Annotated in this window: 11 protein-coding genes; 7 read left to right on the top strand and 4 right to left on the bottom strand. The window is 65.2% G+C overall.

Going from position 1 to position 17830, the window contains the following annotated elements:
* Positions 1–36 precede the first annotated feature (36 nt).
* Entirely contained in the window at positions 37–1170 is a 1134-nt protein-coding gene (locus KF719_RS07020; RefSeq protein ID WP_293508005.1) for an aromatic ring-hydroxylating dioxygenase subunit alpha, read from the top strand.
* Here the strand turns inward: KF719_RS07020 and KF719_RS07015 are convergent.
* From KF719_RS07015 to KF719_RS07005, 3 genes are read right to left on the bottom strand one after another with little or no spacing between them, the layout of a single operon-like run.
* The gene (locus tag KF719_RS07015) at positions 1145–6433 is read right to left on the bottom strand and encodes a hypothetical protein (protein ID WP_293508004.1); all 5289 of its coding nucleotides are present in this window, start codon (positions 6431–6433) and stop codon (positions 1145–1147) included. The genes KF719_RS07020 and KF719_RS07015 overlap by 26 nt on opposite strands.
* Positions 6430–8247, bottom strand: coding sequence for a hypothetical protein (locus KF719_RS07010; protein WP_293508003.1), 1818 nt, complete (start codon positions 8245–8247; stop codon positions 6430–6432). The genes KF719_RS07015 and KF719_RS07010 overlap by 4 nt, the downstream gene beginning before the upstream one ends.
* Before the next feature lie 21 nt (positions 8248–8268).
* A complete protein-coding gene (locus KF719_RS07005) occupies positions 8269–9315 on the bottom strand; it encodes an OmpA family protein (protein ID WP_293508002.1) in 1047 nt (348 codons plus the stop codon).
* Positions 9316–9454: 139 nt separating this feature from the next.
* Between KF719_RS07005 and KF719_RS07000 the strand changes: the two genes are divergently transcribed.
* Positions 9455–11029 (top strand): alpha/beta hydrolase fold domain-containing protein, encoded by a 1575-nt coding sequence (locus tag KF719_RS07000; RefSeq protein ID WP_293508001.1) that lies wholly within the window; start codon positions 9455–9457, stop codon positions 11027–11029.
* A gap of 19 nt (positions 11030–11048) precedes the next feature.
* Here KF719_RS07000 and KF719_RS06995 read toward each other — a convergent pair whose 3' ends face one another.
* Positions 11049–11825: a hypothetical protein gene (locus tag KF719_RS06995; RefSeq protein ID WP_293508000.1), complete on the bottom strand. Its 777-nt coding sequence runs from the start codon at positions 11823–11825 to the stop codon at positions 11049–11051.
* 151 nt (positions 11826–11976) lie between these two features.
* Between KF719_RS06995 and KF719_RS06990 the strand changes: the two genes are divergently transcribed.
* The 5 genes from KF719_RS06990 to KF719_RS06970 all read left to right on the top strand — a co-directional run bounded on the left by KF719_RS06990 (position 11977) and on the right by KF719_RS06970 (position 17744).
* Positions 11977–12645 (top strand): TetR/AcrR family transcriptional regulator, encoded by a 669-nt coding sequence (locus tag KF719_RS06990; RefSeq protein WP_293507999.1) that lies wholly within the window; start codon positions 11977–11979, stop codon positions 12643–12645.
* Positions 12646–12788: 143 nt separating this feature from the next.
* Positions 12789–13730, top strand: a complete 942-nt coding sequence (locus KF719_RS06985) for a MoxR family ATPase (protein WP_293507998.1) — start codon at positions 12789–12791, stop codon at positions 13728–13730.
* Positions 13731–13736: 6 nt separating this feature from the next.
* Entirely contained in the window at positions 13737–15176 is a 1440-nt protein-coding gene (locus tag KF719_RS06980) for a VWA domain-containing protein (protein WP_293507997.1), read from the top strand.
* 371 nt (positions 15177–15547) lie between these two features.
* Positions 15548–16522 (top strand): DUF459 domain-containing protein, encoded by a 975-nt coding sequence (locus KF719_RS06975; protein WP_293507996.1) that lies wholly within the window; start codon positions 15548–15550, stop codon positions 16520–16522.
* Positions 16491–17744 carry a GDSL-type esterase/lipase family protein gene (locus KF719_RS06970; protein ID WP_293507995.1) on the top strand — a complete coding sequence of 418 codons (1254 nt, stop codon included), beginning with the start codon at positions 16491–16493 and terminating at the stop codon, positions 17742–17744. Before KF719_RS06975 ends, KF719_RS06970 begins: the two co-directional genes overlap by 32 nt.
* The last annotated feature ends 86 nt before the right edge of the window (positions 17745–17830 follow it).

Raw genomic sequence — 17830 nt, 5'->3', positions numbered from 1 at the left:
GGCGGTTCGCCGCATGGTCGAAACTAGTGTGTTCCCATGAAAGCATCGCTTGAAAGCCTCATGCAGGAAGGCCGGGACGTCGTCTTGCGGCCTCTTGCCGAAGCGTCCACGCTGCCGCCCGGCTTCTACACGTCGCCGGAGATCTTCGCGCTCGAAAGCGAGCGTGTCTTTCGCCGCAACTGGGTTGCGGTCGGCCGGGCCTCGGAGATCCCCAATGCAGGCGACCGCTTTCGCATCGATGTCGCGGGCGAGCCGCTTCTCATCGTGCGCGGGAAAGACGGCGCGGTGCGCGCGCTTTCCGCCGTCTGCCGTCACCGCTGGATGCTGCTCGGCAGCGGGGCGGAAAGCTCGGGCACGATTTCCTGCCCCTATCACAAATGGACCTATGCGCTTGACGGTTCGCTGATGGCGGCGCCGCTGATGGAGCGGGCCGATGGCTTCGAGCGTGAAAACTGCTCATTGCCGTCTTTCGGCTGCGCGCTCTGGAACGGCTTCATCTTCGTCAATCTGAGCGGCGAGGCCGCGCCGCTGTCGCACGCGCTCGCGCCGCTCGCGGAGGAGTTCACGCCCTGGAAGATGGATGAGATGGAAGTCGTCGGCCGGATCGAGTTCGACCAGCGCTACAACTGGAAGGTGCTCGCCGACAATTTCATGGAGGCCTATCACCACTTCGCCATCCATCCGGAAACCTTCGAGCCGAACTATCCGGCCGCGATCTCCCATGCGGACGAAGCGAACGGGCCTTATGCGGCTCTGCGCATGCCGCACAAGGACGACGGACTTTCGGACACACTTTTCAAGCCGCTCGACGGCATTCCCGAGCGTGCGCGGCGCGGCTTCTCCGTCTTCAACGTCTATCCCTCGATGCTGCTTGCGGTGCTTGCGGACAGTGTCATCTGGTACCGCATGGAGATCGAGAGCGTCGACAGCTTCAAGCTCACCGTCTATCTCCTCGCGCATCCGGCGTCGCTCGACGTGCCGGACGTCGAGACGCTCAAAACCTTTCTGCGCGAGGGCACTTTCGCGGTCCATATGGAAGATCTGCCCGCCTGCGAGGGTGTTCAGCGGGGCCTCATGAGCGGCGTGGCACGGGCCGGCCGCCTCAGCCATCTCGAAGGTGCGATCCACGCGCACCAGAAATGGCTCATCGGCGAGCTTGCGCGGCCCTGACCGGTAAGGTGCGCCGCACGGGCCGCCAGCCGGACAGCGCCCACCGCCTTCGGCGCAAAGGCGCGGCCGATGCGGAACGCGGGGCTGCGGCGCCGAAAGGCTCCACGACGATGTAAATGTCGTGACCGGTCTCGATCGCCTCGTTGGGCGAAACGCCGTAGCGGGCGAGGAACTCCATCGGTGTTTCCTTGGCCTTGAAGAAATTGCCCTCCACCATGCCGCGCGCGTTCATCCGCAGCGGCGGTTCGCTACCCAGCCTCACTTCCTTGATGCGGAAGCCGGCCTGATTGAGCGCCGATTCGGCATAGCGCACCGAATGGGTGTTGGGCAGATATTTGGTCCAGTCCGCGCCATAGACGCGTTTCATCCAGGCGATCTGCACGCTGGTGTTGGCGTTTTCGACATTCGACATCTTGATCAGCTTCAGCGACGGATCGCCAAAGGGAATGTCGAGATTGTGGAAGGCGCGCATGTTGAGCATGGCGGCGGAGCTGGTGCCGCGGTCGCTGATCATCGGCACATTCACATTGTCGAAGAAGTCCGGCAGGAGCTTGGCCTCCATATAGGACCAGGTCATCTGCTTCGAGCCGGCGAATTCCGGCAGTTCGGCAAGGCCGAGCTCGCGCTCGACGACCGCGACGTCGTCGCCGCCATTGAGGAACTTGTCGGTGCTGAACTTCTTCCCGTCGCCTTCCAGGACTTCATGCTTGAAGGCGACCGGCTGCTCCTTGCCGTCCTTCATCACTTGCTTGGGCAGCCAGTGGTCCTCGGCCGCCTCGTCGAAGGCGCCGGGCAGGGGTTGCTTGACGCGCTTGCGCTCATTGGCGAGTGCCTTCTGGAATTCGGCCGGATCGCGATAGGGCTGCAATTCGATCACCGCGCGGACATCGGGGTCGCCGGCGGCCTGACGAAGGATCGACGGATCGGCTTCGATCAGTTTCTGAAAGTCCGCCCGGCCACCCAGATGCGCAATCTTCTCATAAGACGCCCGGTCGAGGCCGCGCGCCCAGGCCGGCACCCCGCCGGCATCGCCGACGACACTCTCGGCGATGCGCAGCGCCGCCTGCTCGGTCGCGTCGAGTGCCTTGAGGCCCGCTTCGGCGGCAAGGCGGCGTGCATCGAAGATCGCGTTGGCCACGTCGATGCGCTGCGGTTCGGGCAGGCCGCGGACCTTGCCGATCGAGCTTTCGGCCAGCCGCTCGCTCGCCGTCAGCGCCTGGGTTTCGAGCAGGCTCATCGGCAGCAGGTCGTTGTCGGCGGCGAGTTTCCGCAAGCTCGCAATGCCGTCGGCGTCGGCGAGATGCTCGAAGCCGTCAAGATCGGTGTAAGTGCCCTGCCGTTGCAGACGCGAGAAGAAATCCTCGCCCGCATCGGCGGCCCGGTCGATCCAGCGTTTCAGAAGGGCGAGCTCCGCGGGCGTGGCCGCGCCGGTATAGCTGCGCGTCACCAGTTGCAGCACATCCTCGGCATAGAGCCCGTCGACGATCTCAAGACCAGCGCGCGGTATAGCGGTGCGCTGCAACTCGTCGAGCATCGCAAAGCGCATCAGGTCGCCGCGCCCCGACGCGACGTCGTATTTGGAAATAATCGCGTGGATTTCTGATTCCGTCAGACCGACGCGGCGCGCTTCCGAGATCGCGGTCTCGATGACCTCTTGTGCGGCAGCCGTGTGCGCGCCTTTGAGGAGTTCGTTGCCCTCGCCCGGCGTGATGTCCCGGCCTTCGGCGAAGGCCTGTTGGGCATTCTCACGGGCCTTTTCGTAACCGGCATTGGCGTCGTTGCGCATGCGGTCGAGTTGATCGGCATTGGCTCTCGCAGCGTCGGCCTCGGGAAGGCGCTGCGTGTCCGCGCCCGAGCTGGGCGCCGCGCCATCGCCGGGCTGGCCGACGCGGATCGTGTCGTCGGCGCTGGTGCTGCCCGGCGCGGGCGTCGCCGGTGCGCCGGGCGTACCCTCGATGATTGTATCGCCGGCGGCGGAGGAACCGGGCGCGCCTTCGAGGATCGTGTCGCTGGCGGCGGTGCCGGACGGTTCCGGTGGCGCGCGCGGTTGTGCGGGCGGCGTGGCTTGCGTCTTGGTCAGATCCTCGACATCGGGCAGCTTGCCGGGATTGGCCGGGTCGATCAGGTCGTCGAGTTCGAGGTTCGAGGCGCGCTGCACATCCTTGCCGTCGGGAAAATTCTTCGCAAAATCCTCGGCCGGAATTTTCGGCGGCTCAAGCTGCGCGAGTCTCGGCGGCGCGGCCTGGCCGACGCCCGTGCCGACGCTCACCTCGCCCAGCAGCTTGCGCCCGCGTTCGATGGAGCGCGCCTGCGAGACAAGGCGCTTGCCGCCGCGATAGACGGCGGCCGAGGACCCGCCGATATCCTTCAACCCCTTCAGAAAATCCACGCCGGAGGTGAAAGCGAGGCTCGGCACCACATCGAGATAAAGACCGGCGGAGATTTCGGCCCAGTGGCGGTCTTCGGCGAGCGCCTGTTCGAGACGCGCATCGCCGAGTACGGCATGTGCGCCGCGCGCAAAGCGGACTTCCGCCGTGGTGTTCAGCTTGTGGCCGACCTCGGTGTAGAGCACATGGGCGGCATTGGCGACATCGGCCATCGTCGCCACGGTGCTGAAAAAGAGCGCTTCGTAACCGACCGCCCAGCCGAGGAGACCGCCGCCCGCGGCCGCCGCCGAAGTGCCGATGGTCGCGGCGATAACGATGATTTTGGTGTCCTGCGCCGAGAGCGATTGCTGCGCGGAGAGAGCCTCGGCAAATACCGGCACGCCCGCCATCCAGGCCCGCGCCACGCGGTCGGCCTTCCAGGCGTCGTCGCGTTCGCCGCGGATGGATTGCGCGGTCATCAACCGGCTGCGGGCGTAGCGATTGACGGCTGCAAAGCCGCGCCCGGTCAGTTCGACGAGTTTCTGGTGCTCGCCACAGGTCTTGATCGCCCGCGCCACGCCAAGCGCCGCGCGCAGCGAGGCCAGATATTCGCGCAGCATCTGCCGCGTCGCGTCGAGGCGCCACGCCTCGGCGGCGGCCGCATCGAGGCCGAGTTCCTGCTTCAGCAGATCGTCGCTTGCATAGCTGAAGCTGAAGGAGACGGTCTTGCCGTTCGGCGCTTTGACATCGATTGTCGAGAAGGGATGGTTCGGCGCGTAGGACGAGGGGATTTCGGCGCTGGCGCGGAACCCGTATATGGCGGCGTCCGAGCGGATTGCGCCGACATCCTCGATCTGGCGCGTCATCATTTCGATGAAGGCTTCGCGCAGGATCAGCATGGCGGCGTGGTCGCCGACCAGCATGTCGAGCGCATAGGTTTCGCCGCCGGTAAAGGCGGTCGGGCTCTGGATCACGCCGGCGGCGGCGTCGCGGCCAAGCCGGGCGCCGCTGGCAAGCCATCCTTCGCCGCCGATCGCACCGAGCATCTCCTTGCCCGTGGCGCGCTTTGCCGCGTCCGCGAGATAAACCTTGCTTTTGAATGTTGCCGCCTTGCGCCTCGCCAGCGCGTCGAAATCGACGGGCGTGTCGATCGGCGTTCCGGTGCAACGCGCCGCCTCCATCACGGCGCGCGTCCATGTCAGGTTCTGCGCCGCGCCGAGACCCGGCGCCGTGTGCCGCACAATCTCGGCCGGCGAATTGACGACCTTTGCCTGGGCGTGGAACGGCTCGGTGCGCAAAATGTCGGTGGCGGCGCTGACGCCGCGGATCGTGTCGCCGTCCTTCACCTCGACGCGCCAGTCGTCGCCGACCTCCGGCAGGTCCATGGCGCCGCCGGCGGCTTCCTGTCCCTTGTCGACAAGGCCGATGGGCGGCGTCCGGTAAATATGGATCGGCTTGACGTTTTCGACATTGCCGCCGGCGAAGCGCACGGCCTCGCGCAGTTCGGCCAGCGCCTCGTCGTCTTCCTTGGTGCGCGGCAGCCGCTTGGCCATGATCGTGCGGTTGCCGGCGAAGACATGCACTTCGTCATTGACCCAGAGCTGAACTGGCAACTCATCGGTAAGAAGCGGTGCCGCCGTGCGAAACTCCAGATAGATTTTTTCGGGGATCAGCACATGGTCGGCGCCTTCGGTCTCGGCGCCGACCGGCCGCGTCACCGCGAAATCGGCGACGAAATCGCCATAGCGCAGCACCCAGCTTCCCTCGGCGCCGTTCAGCGTGAAGCCCTTGCGGCCCGGCGCGGCCGGACGCTTCAGCTCGGCGCGGATCAGGATCCAGTCCTTCTTGTAGATCGCATCCATCATCGCCTGAAGGAGAGCATCGTTGCCGATGCCGTCGGCCAGCATCTGCTGCTTCAGATTTTGCCGGATATGGGCGAAGGCGTTGTCGAGGATCAGTTGCGCCGTCGGGCGGTCGCCATATTGCGAGCGCTTGGCCTCGACGAAATATTCGACATCGGCGTCGAGCGACTTCAGTTCGGCCGTCTCGCCGGTTTCGGTCGGCAGCTCGTCGCCGACGACCAGCAAATAGCGGCGATCGATCAGAATTCCGACCGATGAGCCGTCCGCCTTCCAGGGGTAGGGAAATTTCGCGCCGAGATATTCGCGGATGGCGAGCTGGTTTTCGCTCGGCGCCACCGCATGAATGATCGGGCGCGGGCGATACCAGGTCTCGATGCCGGTCTGATAGGCGCGGCCGGTGCCGTCGCCCGCGAAGCGGAAATCGGCGATGCGGCCGCCCTCGCTTTCGTCGCGGCCCGTAACGGCGTTTGCCCATTGCTTCCAGCTTCCGGTCAGCGCCTCGTCGCCGATGTAAAGCTCCATCTCGACCTTGTGCTTGCCGACAGGCTGGTCCTTCAGAACCTTGAATGTCTCCTCGGAGTCGCCATGGGCCAGTGTGATCTTTTCCGGCCCCTGCCATTCATAGGGCGAGCCTGCGCCGACAGGTTTTGCCTCACCGAGGGGCGGCTCGACATATCCTTCCGCGCCGGGCCATTGGCCTTCGAGCGTCACGCTCAGCGTGTCGCCCGAGCGCGCGAAGCGGGTTGAACGCAGCGTGTATTCCTCTTTGGTCTTGGGATGCGTCAGCACGACTTCGGCGCTGCCTTCGCCGTCCGCCACCGTCGCCTTGCCCCGCACCCGGCCGAGAATGCGGTCGTGATAGGCGACTTCCCATTTCCCGGCGAGATCGACCGGCGCCAGATCGTCGTCGCCGAATGCGCCCATCGCCAGCATGGCTGCACCCGCCAGCGCCGCCGCGCCGCCTGCGCCGGCCACGGCCATGCCCGCCGGCGTGGCGAGGTCGGGAAGCGGAATGTCGAAGCCGAAAAGTTTCATCGCCCGCTCCCATAGGTGACGCCGGCATGGGTCAGGACCAGCGTGGCGCTGCGATAGAGGCGCGGGTTTTCTTCGGTCTGTTCGACCAGCACCGAATATCGGCCGTTCAGGCGCACATTGTAGGTGCTGCCCGGACGATCCTCCTCGAACAGCGCCTCGACATGGAAGGGGTGACCGAAGTGAATGCCGTCCACGGGTTCGAAGACATATTTCGGCATCGGCGCGGCGAGATCGTCGTCGTCGAGACGCGCGGGCTCGTCCATTTCCTCAAAGCGCGGCACCACGATTGAAAGCCGCGCCGGGATTTCAGGTTCGGGCTCGCCGATGCAGGGCGGCTTGCTGTCGATTGCGTACCGCAATCGGTTCGGCAGAGACGCCATTCCCCCATCGTCGCTGTCGTAGGGAATGGTCAGTGGAAGTCCGCTGAAGATGTCGATGCTGCCGGCAATCGGCGCCCGATATGCCCAGCCCACAGGGTAGCCGTCCGGCGGGTAGTGACCGTCAAAGGCGACGCTCGGATTCCTGTCGAGAAACCCGACCCAGCTTTGGGTCTCCGAGCCGCAGTCGTTTGCCTCCCGCCATCCCTCGCTCTCCAGACGATCCGCCATCTCGTCGATTTCCCGGCGCTTTGCCCTGCGCTGCAAGACACCCGCCTCGTCGGACGGGATCTTCGCGTATTCGAGGACGGCGGTTTCCAGATAATCCTCCCAGCGCATCTGGATCGCCGCGACGTCCTGCAAGTGACGTGCGTGAACGGCCAGCCCGTCCAGTACCGCGTCGCGATAGGCCGGCAGGAGTTCCTCCTTGAGTTCCTTCTCGGTGCTCTTCCAGATCTTGTGGCCGCCTTCCAGATAGGCGACCTCGGCCTCCAGCACGTCGCGGACGCGGCGGGGCAGCGTCACGGTCCCACGGCGCGGCGCCAGCGCATCGGCATCCGCATGCCCGCTCGCGGCCAGCGAATTGAGGATCGGCCAAGGGCGCGCGGTCAGGTCCTTGCGGTAGTGTTGGAGTATCTCGATGTAGCGGGTAAAGAAGCCGCGCTCCACGCCATCAATCACGTCATCGTCGATCGGCGCATTGCGTGGCACCGACCGCAGCAATGGCATCGCGTCTTTTTGCGGTTCCGCCCGGGAAAACGGCAATGTCGAAAAGCTGACAGGGCTGTAGTCCCGTTCCGGCACCGTCAACTTTTTGGGCAGCCATCTCTCGATGATCTGCGCGTCAGTCGTGTCGTAGGCGTAAAAAGGGGATCTTTCGCTGAGACTGACACGGTGGAGCCGGGCGCCGGAGGACGGGCCCCCGGCGAGATAGACGGCGGAACCGGCGAACGCCATCGTGGCGGTTTGGAAACCCGGCGCGGAGGACGCGACACCGCGCCTTGCATAGGCATCGGCCGCCATCTGCAGCACGTCGGGGCCCCTCAATATCGGCGCGACGCCGCGTTGCGCTTCGGCGATCTCGTCGATCATCTTGTCGACCCGCTGCCCGAGTTCGTCGATGAACTTGCGGTCGCTGTTGCTCAGCAGCGCCATCGGATTGGCGGGCGCTCCGGCAATGACCGGCGCCACAAAGGGTGAGCCGCCGCTGGCGATGGGCGGCGTTCCGCCCGGCGACACAGGCGTCGACATCGGCGCCGACATGGGCGGCGCCATTACCGGCGGCATCGACGGGACTTCAAACGTCATGGGCGGCGACTGGATCGTATAGGGCGGAGGCTCCAGCCGCTCGTCTTCACGTTGCGCCAGCGCCGGCACGCACAGCATCGCCGTCAGGGCGAGGCCCGCCGTCAGCGACCGTGCGACAGAGTGGTTCATGCCGACCTCCGGGTCGTGAGCCTATTGCCGCACCAGTTCGACGCGCCGGTTCAGCGCGCGGCCATCTTCGCTTTCATTGGTCGCGACCGGCGCGAGCAGGCCGACGCCCGCCGCTTTCAGCCGCGCGGCCGCAATGCCGTGTTGTCCGGTCAGCGCCGCGACGACGCTTTCGGCGCGGCGCGCCGAGAGCGACATGTTGTGGTCGTAAGCGCCCTTGCTGTCGGTGTGGCCGACGACATAGAGCTTCAGGCCGGTGTCGTCCTTCAGCAGCTTGGCAATCTCTTCGAGCGTTGCGTCGGATTCCGGTTTGATGGTCGCGCTGTCGGTGTCGAAATAGACGCCGTAAAGCGCGATGCGGCCGGTCTCGGCAATGGCCTTGGCCATGGCGGCCGCCTCGACCAGCACCATGCGCTGTTCCATTTCGCCGGTCTCGATCACATCGAGCAGCACCAGCGGTTTCTTCGCCGTCATCCTGAACTGGTCGAAGCCTTCGATGGCGATGGCGAGCGAGACATAGACCGCGCCTTCAGGCCGGTCGAGCTTCGCCGTCAGCGCGCGCACGTCGTTCGGCTGCGAAAACGCATATTGGGTCACCTGGCCCATATTGGTCAGCGGCACGCGCTTCAGAAGGGCGCTGGTAATCAGATAGGAGCCGGCGCGCGGCGCATCGGGACCGTTTCCGCATTCCGCGCCGCCGCATTCGAAGATGGTTTCAAAGCCGGCGTCGGCCAGTTCCTTCCGGTAGTTGCGCATCACCTCAAGTGTCGAACGCCCCTCCGGCGCCACATAGAGAATGCGGGTATGCGCGCCTTCGACGGTCTGGGCGTCGGTGAGTTTCGAGGCGGAACTCCGGTGGGGGCCGGTCGCAATGTCGAATTCGTCGTAGGCGCGCGTGTGATAGCCGATGATGATGGAGTCTTCGTAGCGCTTGAGCAGCGGGTGGTCGCTCGCGCCGTCGACATCGTTTGCCTGCGCGGCGCCTGCCAGCGCCAGACCCGCAATGGCCGCCAGCGCCGCGGCGCGACGCCAGACCCCCGCTCGCCGCGTGCCCTCGATCCGCTTGGTCATCGGTCTGCCCTCCCTGCGACGCCGGTGGCGAAACCGCCCCTTTTCACAAGGGATAGAGCCGGTTTGCCTGTTCTGTCCTCATCAAAAGTGATGATAGGGTGGAGCTCGGGGATAACGGGTCCCTGCTGGCGGGGCGCTGATGGAGAACACTGTCGAGACCATTCCACTTGCCGAGGCGGCGGGCTTCCCGCGGCCTTCCGTCTGGTGCGGCGCGGCGGAAGCCGACGGCCCGACGGTCCTCTATGTCTATGGCGGCACCTTCGCGATGAACCGGGGGCCGATGCACAGCGTCATTGCCGACCAGGTGGCCCGCAATGCGCGCGGCCGTGTGCTGATGGTCGATTACAGGCTGGCGCCCGAACATCCCTTTCCGCTCGCCATCGAGGATGTGGTCGCGACCTGCAAGGCGCTGCTGGCGCGCGGCGTCCCGCCCTCGAAGCTCGTCGTGATGGGCGACACCGCCGGCGCCGGCATCGCGCTTGCCGCCCTCATCGCGCTGCGCGACGAGGGTGCGCCGATGCCCGCCGGTTTCGTCGCGCTCACGCCCTGGGTCGATCTCACGATGTCGGGCGGTTCCTATGTCGAGAACATCCGCACCGGCCGCTTCGCCTCCGATGTCGAGTTGCTGGCCATGCTGACGATCGACTATCTGCAGGGCGCCGATCCCCGTCATCCGCTGGCCTCGCCGGTTTTCGGCGAGCTTTCCGGCCTGCCCGAAACGCTGATCCATGCCGGCGCCGACGACATCCTGCTCGACGATGCGCGGCTGCTTGTCGAGGGGCTGCGCCGCGTCGGCGGGCGGGCGCATCTTCATGTCTGGCAGGGACTTCCCGACACCTGGCAGCGCCTCCAGCCGCTCTCGCCGCAGGCCGCGGCGGCGCTTGCCAGCATCGGCCAGTTCGTGCGGCGGCGCACCGGCGCGACTTCCCGCAGCGCGGCCGAAAAACAGCAGCTCAGCGACGCCTATTCGCGTGAACTCGCGGAATTCGTCCAGCCGCACATGAACGAACGCTTCGACCAGCTTTTCGAATGGGCGCGCGATCACGATCCCGACTGGGTCTGGCATTTCATGGAGCGGCGGCTCGAATTCGGCGCCCTCGTCACGCAGGAGCAGATCGAGCATGACTGGCTGGCGCTTCTTTTTGCCGACGCGCCGGAGGCGATGCTGCTCTTGAGCGCCAGCCGGCATGTCATCCTCGCCAATCGCCGGGCGCGCCGGGTGCTGGAGAGCGGCGGCGTCTTTGCCCACAAGAACGGGCGGCTCACCGGCGCCGATACGCAGAGCGAGGACGCGCTTTCGGTCCTGATGGATCAGGCTTTCGGACTGGTCAGCGCCGGGAACAATTTCGGGCCCGCCGACCGCTATGGCCGCGTCGCGAACGGCAAGGGCGAGGTTTTTCTTCTGCGCTGCGAGCGCATCCAGCCGCCGGCCGACGGCTCCGGCGCGCCGCCGATCGCGCTTGTCCGGATCTTCGAGGAAGGACGCCGCCGCCGGATCGACCGCGATGCGCTTCGCGCCTGGTATGGCCTCTCGCCGCGCGAGGCGGAGCTTGCGGCGTCTTTTGCCGAGGGCTCAAGCCTTGCCGCCTTTGCGCGCTCGGAGGGACTTTCGATGGCGACCGTCCGTACGCATTTCTCGCGCATCAAGTCGAAGCTCGGCGCCGCGGATCAGGCCGCCGTCGTCGGCAAGGTCATCCGCGCCGCCTTTGGGTGATCCGCAAGCCGGAACCGGCTCACGGAATATAGCTGCAAGAGGCGTCGAAGCCGCAGCCCTGATAGGTGTTTTCGAACTCGTCGCGGATGATATGGGCAACGCCTTCGGCGCGCGCCGGTTCGATCAGCAGCGGCTCGGACAGCACCTTCACGTCATAGGTCCAGCCCTCGGGAAGATTCAACCGGTCGCCGAGCTGCGCCATATTGGCGGACGAAAGCGTCTTGTCGGTGTTGTGGCTGTAGACCTGCATCACCCACACCTTGCCGTCGGGCTGGCGCATCAGGAAGACGGGCCGGTCCTTCTCGAAGTACCAAAGCGTGTCGCGCGTGATCTCGACATACTCATATGGCTTGGCGCGCGTGATGTTCGCGGCGGCGGCGGCGGTCATTTCGGCCGCCCAGGTCAGCTTGACGCCATCGGCATCCATCACGTCGCCGGCCTTGTAGAACATCACCTTGTCGGCAATCCAGAAGCGTGCCGGATTCAGCATCAGGGCGGGCACCCCGTATTTTTCCGCCAGCGCCTTCAGGTCGAATTTGTCGCTCACTTCCGTGGTGCAGGGGATGGGGGAGTTGGTCGAATTGAAAACATGCACCACAACGTCGGGCGGCGTGCCGATTGCCGGGCCGAGTTCGCACCATGGCGTATCGCGCGTGTTGTTGGCGGCCAGCGAGTGACCGGGCAGTGCGCCCATCTTCAACGCGTCCGCCTGCGCGGGCGCTCCCGTCATCGCGAGGCCGGCGCAGAGCCCTGCAGCGGCAATGTGCCTGGCGATTGCGGATTGAAGGATGCTCATGGGGTGTCCTTTCGACGAATGATGTGCAGCATGGCGTCCGGGCTTTTTGCCCCGCATTTTCCAAGGCGGTTGAAAAGGCGCCTTCGTTGACATACCATTTAGTATCTAAATACCAACTGGTATGTCAATACCCTTCGATTGGCGGGCCGATATGAACGACACGCAGGTGAAACGACGGCAGCGGTTGACCCGGCCCGAGAGCAAGGTCCGCACACGCGCGGCCCTGCTCGCGGCGGCGCAGAAAGTTTTCTCGGAAGGCGGCTATCCGGGAGCCTCGCTCGACCGGATCGCCGCGGAGGCCGGTTTCACCAAGGGAGCGGTCTATGCGCATTTTTCCAGCAAGGAGGAGCTCTTTCTCGAATTGCTGACCGGGACATTGGCGCTGCAGGTCGCCGACCTCGAAAACATTCTCGAAGCGGTTCGCGGGGCGCCCGACCGGATCGCCGAAATTCTCGAAGGATTTCTTGGCCGCTTCGACGACGCCGGCCCGGACGGCAGGCGCGACCTACCCATGCTCGGTATGGAGTTGCAGCTTGAATCGCGGCGAAACCCCGGATTCGCGGTCGCTTTCGAAAAGGTCATCGAGCGTCACCGCCGCACATTGGCGGCCGTCATCGGCGAAATCTTCCGTCTGCAAGGCAAGGCCGCGCCGATGCCGATCGAACAATATAGCGGCACGCTGATCGCAATCGTCGAAGGCATGGCGCTGGCGCGGGCGGCAGGCCCATCGGGGTCGGTCGGATCGATCGGCCTGGTTCTGAAGATATTGCTCAGTCTGGAACCGGCCGACCGGCCGGCAGCGGCCGAAGACAAGCGCTGAGCCGCGCGGCTCTGGCCGTTCAACCTTGTTCAGGGCGCCGTTTGTTTTGGCGTTGTCCGTCTCTTTCTCCCCTGTGCTACGCTCGCAGCAATCGCAACAGGTTAACGCAGGGAAGGGGCGGTTTTCCGTCCCTCGATGATCGCTTGAGCAACGAGAGAAACGCACCCGCCGAGATCGAAGCGGTCCGCAAGGGCTTCGAGACGCGCGGCTATATCTGCAACGCCCATATCGCCACCTCGATTTTTCTTGCCGAGCGGCTGCAAAAGCCGCTGCTGGTCGAAGGTCCGCCCGGCGTCGGCAAGACCGAGCTTGCCAAGGCGACCGCCGAACTTCTCGGCAAGCCGCTGATCCGGCTCCAATGCTACGAGGGGCTCGACGAGGCCAAGGCGCTTTACGAGTGGAAATACGGCAAGCAACTTCTCTACACGCAGGTGCTGAAGGAAAAGCTCGGCGACCTGATGGCCGGCGCCAAGGGTCTGAAAGAGTCCATGACGCGGCTGCATGATTTCGACGACACGTTTTTCTCCGAGGAATTTCTTGAGCCGCGCCCGCTCCTGAAGGCGCTGTGGCAGCCGGGCGGCGCGGTGCTGTTGATCGACGAGATCGACAAGTCGGACGACGAGTTCGAAGCCTTCCTGCTCGAGCTTCTGTCGGACTATCAGATTTCGGTGCCCGAGCTCGGCACGATCAAGGCGCGCACGACGCCGATCGTGTTCCTCACCTCCAACAACACGCGCGAAATCGGCGACGCGCTGAAGCGCCGTTGCCTGCATCTCTATATCCCCTTTCCCGACACCGATCTCGAACAGCGCATCATCCGCTCGCGCGTGCCGGAAGTGGAAGAGGAGCTGCGCCGCCAGCTTGTCGCCTTCGTGCAGGGCCTTCGCACGCTCGACCTCAAGAAACTCCCCGCCGTCAGCGAAACCATCGACTGGGCGCGCACGCTTGTGCTGCTGCACGCCCGCGAGCTCGACGCAGATCTCGTCCGCAACACGCTCAATGTGCTGCTGAAATTCCAGGACGACATCGACAATGTCGACGGCGAGATCAATGCGCTGGTGACGAAAGCGGTGCAGGCGAGGTAAGCGCCCATGACCGAAGTCCTTGGCGATTTCATCCGCGCGTTGCGTTCGGCCGATGTCCGCGTTTCGACCTCGGAATCGATCGATGCCGGCCGCGTCGTCGGGCTGGTCGGGCTCGACGACCGCATGACGCTCCGCGATGCGCTGGCGCAAGTGCTGGCGAAAAGCGAAGACGAGAAAGCCGCCTTCGAAGAAACCTTCGACGCCTTCTTTGCTTTCGACCAGTTCAAGAGCCGTCCGCCCGCCGCCAATGACGACCGCGCGGATGCCGCCGAAACAGCGGAAGCCGAAGGCGGCGAGGGCGAGGACGGGTCGCCGCAGCAATCGGGCAGTCCGTCGGCGCCGGGGTCGGGCGGCATGGGCGGCGAGCCGGGGGAGGGTGGCGAACCTTCGCCTGCCGCCGATCTCGCCGCGCTGCTCGAACGCGGCGACCAGGCCGAGCTTCAGATGGCGCTGGCCGAGGGCGCGCGTCAGGCGCAGCTCAACCGCATCCGTCTCTTCACGCAGCGCGGCATGTTCACGCGCCGCATCATGGAGTTGATGGGGCTCGACGGGCTCAACGAGGAAATCGAACGGCGCGAGCGCGACGGCAATGTGGCGGGCGCCGAGCGGCTTGCGGAAGCGCGCGAGGGCTTGCGCGGCCAGGTGCGCGACTATGTCGAGAAGCAGCTCGAAATCTTCACCGCCAATTCGGGCCGCCAGTTGCGCGAGGAAGTTCTGGCGCAGGTACGGCTTTCCAATATCGACCGTTCCGACATGCGGATCATGCGCGAACTGGTGCGCAAGATGGCCAAGCGCCTGATCGCGCTGCATTCGCGCCGCAAGAAAGTGTCGCGACGCGGCGTGCTCGACGTGCGCCGCACCATCCGCGCCAATATCGAATTTGACGGGCTGATGTTTCACACCGTCTGGAAGCGGACGAAAATCGACCGCCCCAAGGTGATGGCGGTTTGCGACGTTTCCGGGTCGGTGGCGCAGGTCGCGCGTTTCCTGCTGATGTTCCTTTACTCGTTGCAGGAAGTGCTGCCGGGTGTCCGCAGCTTTGCCTTTTCCGGCCGGCTCGGCGAAACGACATCGCTCTTCGAGCGCGAGAAACTCGAAGAGGCGCTGGTCGAGGTCTTGCGCGAGCATGGCGGCGGCTCGACCGACTACGGCCAGTCCTTCATGGATTTCGAGGAAATCGCGCTCGACGACATCGATCATCGTACCACGGTTCTCATTCTCGGCGATGCGCGCTCGAATTATGGCGATCCGCGTGGCGACATATTAAAAAAGATCCATGCGCGGGCACGCCGCGTCGTCTGGCTCAACCCGGAACCGCGCACGATGTGGAATTCGGGCGACAGCGAGATGCGAAAGCTCCAGCCCTATTGCGACAAGGCCGTCACCTGCGCCTCGCTGAAGGACCTTGAGCGCGTCGTCTCGGAGCTTTTGCGGAGCGCTGTTTGAGCGTCGCTCCCGAAAGCGGGGATAGATTATTTTTCCCCGCGATTTATCCCCGGGGTCTTTTGCCGCGCACAGGTGGCGCGAGCGTGTTCGTGACAGTTTTTTGACAGATCGATGACAGAAGGCCCGTTTTCCTGAGCGGTCGCCGCACTTATCCCCGGCCAATCCAGTGGGCGTATCATGGCCCTGTCTAGGCAATCCTTTATGTGCCGACTAGACTTTGTCTCGTTTTGAGGCGCGGGTCGGGGCACGGGCTCTGCAGGACAAGGGGCGGGTTGCGGCCATTCAGCGGCTGAAAACGTCCCGTTGCGGGACGTATTTGGGAGTATTCGGGGTATTCGATGCATCGGGGCGTCGCGAAAACACAAGCAAAAGTGCAGGAAAATCAACGGTCGCGTCTCGCGCTGCTGATGGCGCTCGTGCTGCCGCTGGCGCTGTTCTGGTGGACCGCCGTTGCCGCGCAGCCGATGCAATTGACGCCGGTGCATGTCGAAAGCGCCGCGCTGGTCGAAGACGAGGCGCCGCCGCGCGCCGCCGAAAAACCTTCGGAATCAAGACGTTACAATGTCGTCGTCATGGGCGACTCGCTCGGCGACGGCACTTGGGCGGGGCTCTACCATGTGCTCCGTCAGGACAAGCGTTTCACCGTCATCAAGAAATCGCGCGTCGCCACCGGCTTTTCGCGTGCCGATTACTACGACTGGAACGAAGCGGTGCGCGACATCGCGGCGGAAACGCGCATCGACATCGCGGTCGTCGTCATGGGCACCAACGACCGCCAGCCGATCGTCGAAAAAGGCCAGCGCCATGCGCTTTTCGAGCCGGGTTGGCGCGAAATCTACGAACGCCGCGTCGACGCGTTCACGGCGACGCTGCAAGCGACCGGCGCCCGCATCTACTGGCTCGAACTGCCGGTGATGCGCAGCCCGCGTTTCGGCGGCGACATGGCGCAGTTCAACGAAATTTTCGAGGAGCGGGCACGCATCAACGGCGTTTCCTTCGTCAGGACCGATGGTCTGGCCACGGACGAAACAGGCGGCTACACGGCCTACGGCGCCGACCGTTTCGGCCGCACGCGGTTGTTGCGCGCCGAGGACGGCATTCACTTCACGATGCCGGGATACGAGTTGCTGGGCGAGCGCGTGGCGCAGGCGATGCTCGCCGATGTCGAAACCGGCGGGGGGCCCGTTCGCGTTGCCGAAGCGCCGCCGCAATTGCGGGCCGAGATTTCTGCGCCGGAAGTGCCTGCGGCAGAGCAACCCGTTGCGCAGGAGCCGTTTGTCTATGACACATCCGGCAGACGCCCCGGCAGATCCGATGACTGGCGCTGGACCGGCCCGGTCAACTGATACTTCCCGCGCCCGCGCCCGCGCCGCGCGTTTCGCGGCGGCGATCCTACTTGCTCTCTGCATTGCGCCCGCTCATGCCGGCGACTGCCCGCCGCCGCCTCCGGGTCTTCAGTCCTTTCATGCGGCAATCGACGCGGTTGACGCGGGAACGCGCAGCTATCCGATCACGGTGCTGCATCTCGGCGACAGCCATATCTCGCTCGATCATCTGACGCGCCCAATGCGCGCGCGCTGGCAGGCGCGTTTCGGCGATGCCGGGCGCGGGCTGATGCCGGGCGTTCCCTTCCGGTATTATGCGCCCGACGGCTTTGCGCTTTCGATGCGCGGGCCCTGGGTGGTCGTTTCGAGTTTGTTGCGTACGACCGAAGGCCCCTTCGGCATTCAGGGATTTCGCGCCAGCGCCGACGGTCACGATGCGGTGATGACAATGACCGCCGATGCGCCCTTTTCGGCGCTGACGCTGGAAGTCGCCGGCGGGCCGGACACCGGGGCGGTCATGTTGAAGCTCGGGGACGCGGCGCCCTTTCGCCTGTCGACACGCCGCGCCGCGCCGGGCCTTGTGCGCCTGACGCTTCCAGCCGCCGCAAATCGCGCCGCGCTCTGGCCGGCGGGCAACGGTCCCGTCCACCTTCTCGGCTGGTCGATTGCGCATGCCGCCCCTGATGGCCACGCGGGCATTCGCTACGACAGTCATGGCATCGTCGCGGCGACGGCCACCATCACCGAGCGCTGGGACAAGGAAATTGTCGATGCACAGCTTGCCGCACTGACACCCGATCTCGTCATTCTCGGCTATGGGACCAATGAGGGTTTCGACAACGGTCTTGATCTCGACGCGCACAAGGCGCTGCTGGGTGGCCTGATCGATCGCATCCGGGCCGCCGCACCCGGCGCGTCGCTCGCGCTGCTCGGTCCCTTCGACGGCGCGCGACAGGGCACGGGCGAGGCTTGCGGCGACGGATGGGCGACACCGCCGAAGCTTGGCCCGCTGCGCGAGACGATGCGCGCGCTCGCCGCCGAGGATGGCGCGTTCTACTGGGACGGCGAAGCCGCGATGGGCGGGCGCTGCAGCGTGCATCGCTGGGCCATGGAAACGCCGCCGCTTGCCTATACCGACCGGGTGCATTTGCGGCCGGACGGCGCGGCGCGTCTCAGCGAGGCGTTGTGGGCGGCGCTGATGGGCGCCCGCGAGACGGCGAAAGGCGGTATCTGCCGGCCGTGAGCCGGTTTGGGTGGTTAACCATAAGTTAAGGGAATTATTGAGCTTTTCGGCCCGGACGAGGATGATGCGTCTGGTTCCGTCATGCC

This window comes from Parvibaculum sp. (genome assembly GCF_019635935.1).
Lineage (GTDB): Bacteria > Pseudomonadota > Alphaproteobacteria > Parvibaculales > Parvibaculaceae > Parvibaculum.
The sequence above is the reverse complement of the archived record's forward strand: the minus strand, read 5'-3'. Positions and strand labels throughout refer to the sequence as shown.

What these genes read in the sequence shown, in the direction of transcription:
- KF719_RS07020 (WP_293508005.1), top strand. Translation starts at nt 37, where the DNA reads ATGAAAGCATCGCTTGAAAGCCTCATGCAGGAAGGCCGGGACGTCGTC.
- KF719_RS07015 (WP_293508004.1), bottom strand. Translation starts at nt 6,433, where the DNA reads ATGAAACTTTTCGGCTTCGACATTCCGCTTCCCGACCTCGCCACGCCG.
- KF719_RS07010 (WP_293508003.1), bottom strand. Translation starts at nt 8,247, where the DNA reads ATGAACCACTCTGTCGCACGGTCGCTGACGGCGGGCCTCGCCCTGACG.
- KF719_RS07005 (WP_293508002.1), bottom strand. Translation starts at nt 9,315, where the DNA reads ATGACCAAGCGGATCGAGGGCACGCGGCGAGCGGGGGTCTGGCGTCGC.
- KF719_RS07000 (WP_293508001.1), top strand. Translation starts at nt 9,455, where the DNA reads ATGGAGAACACTGTCGAGACCATTCCACTTGCCGAGGCGGCGGGCTTC.
- KF719_RS06995 (WP_293508000.1), bottom strand. Translation starts at nt 11,825, where the DNA reads ATGAGCATCCTTCAATCCGCAATCGCCAGGCACATTGCCGCTGCAGGG.
- KF719_RS06990 (WP_293507999.1), top strand. Translation starts at nt 11,977, where the DNA reads ATGAACGACACGCAGGTGAAACGACGGCAGCGGTTGACCCGGCCCGAG.
- KF719_RS06980 (WP_293507997.1), top strand. Translation starts at nt 13,737, where the DNA reads ATGACCGAAGTCCTTGGCGATTTCATCCGCGCGTTGCGTTCGGCCGAT.
- KF719_RS06970 (WP_293507995.1), top strand. Translation starts at nt 16,491, where the DNA reads ATGACTGGCGCTGGACCGGCCCGGTCAACTGATACTTCCCGCGCCCGC.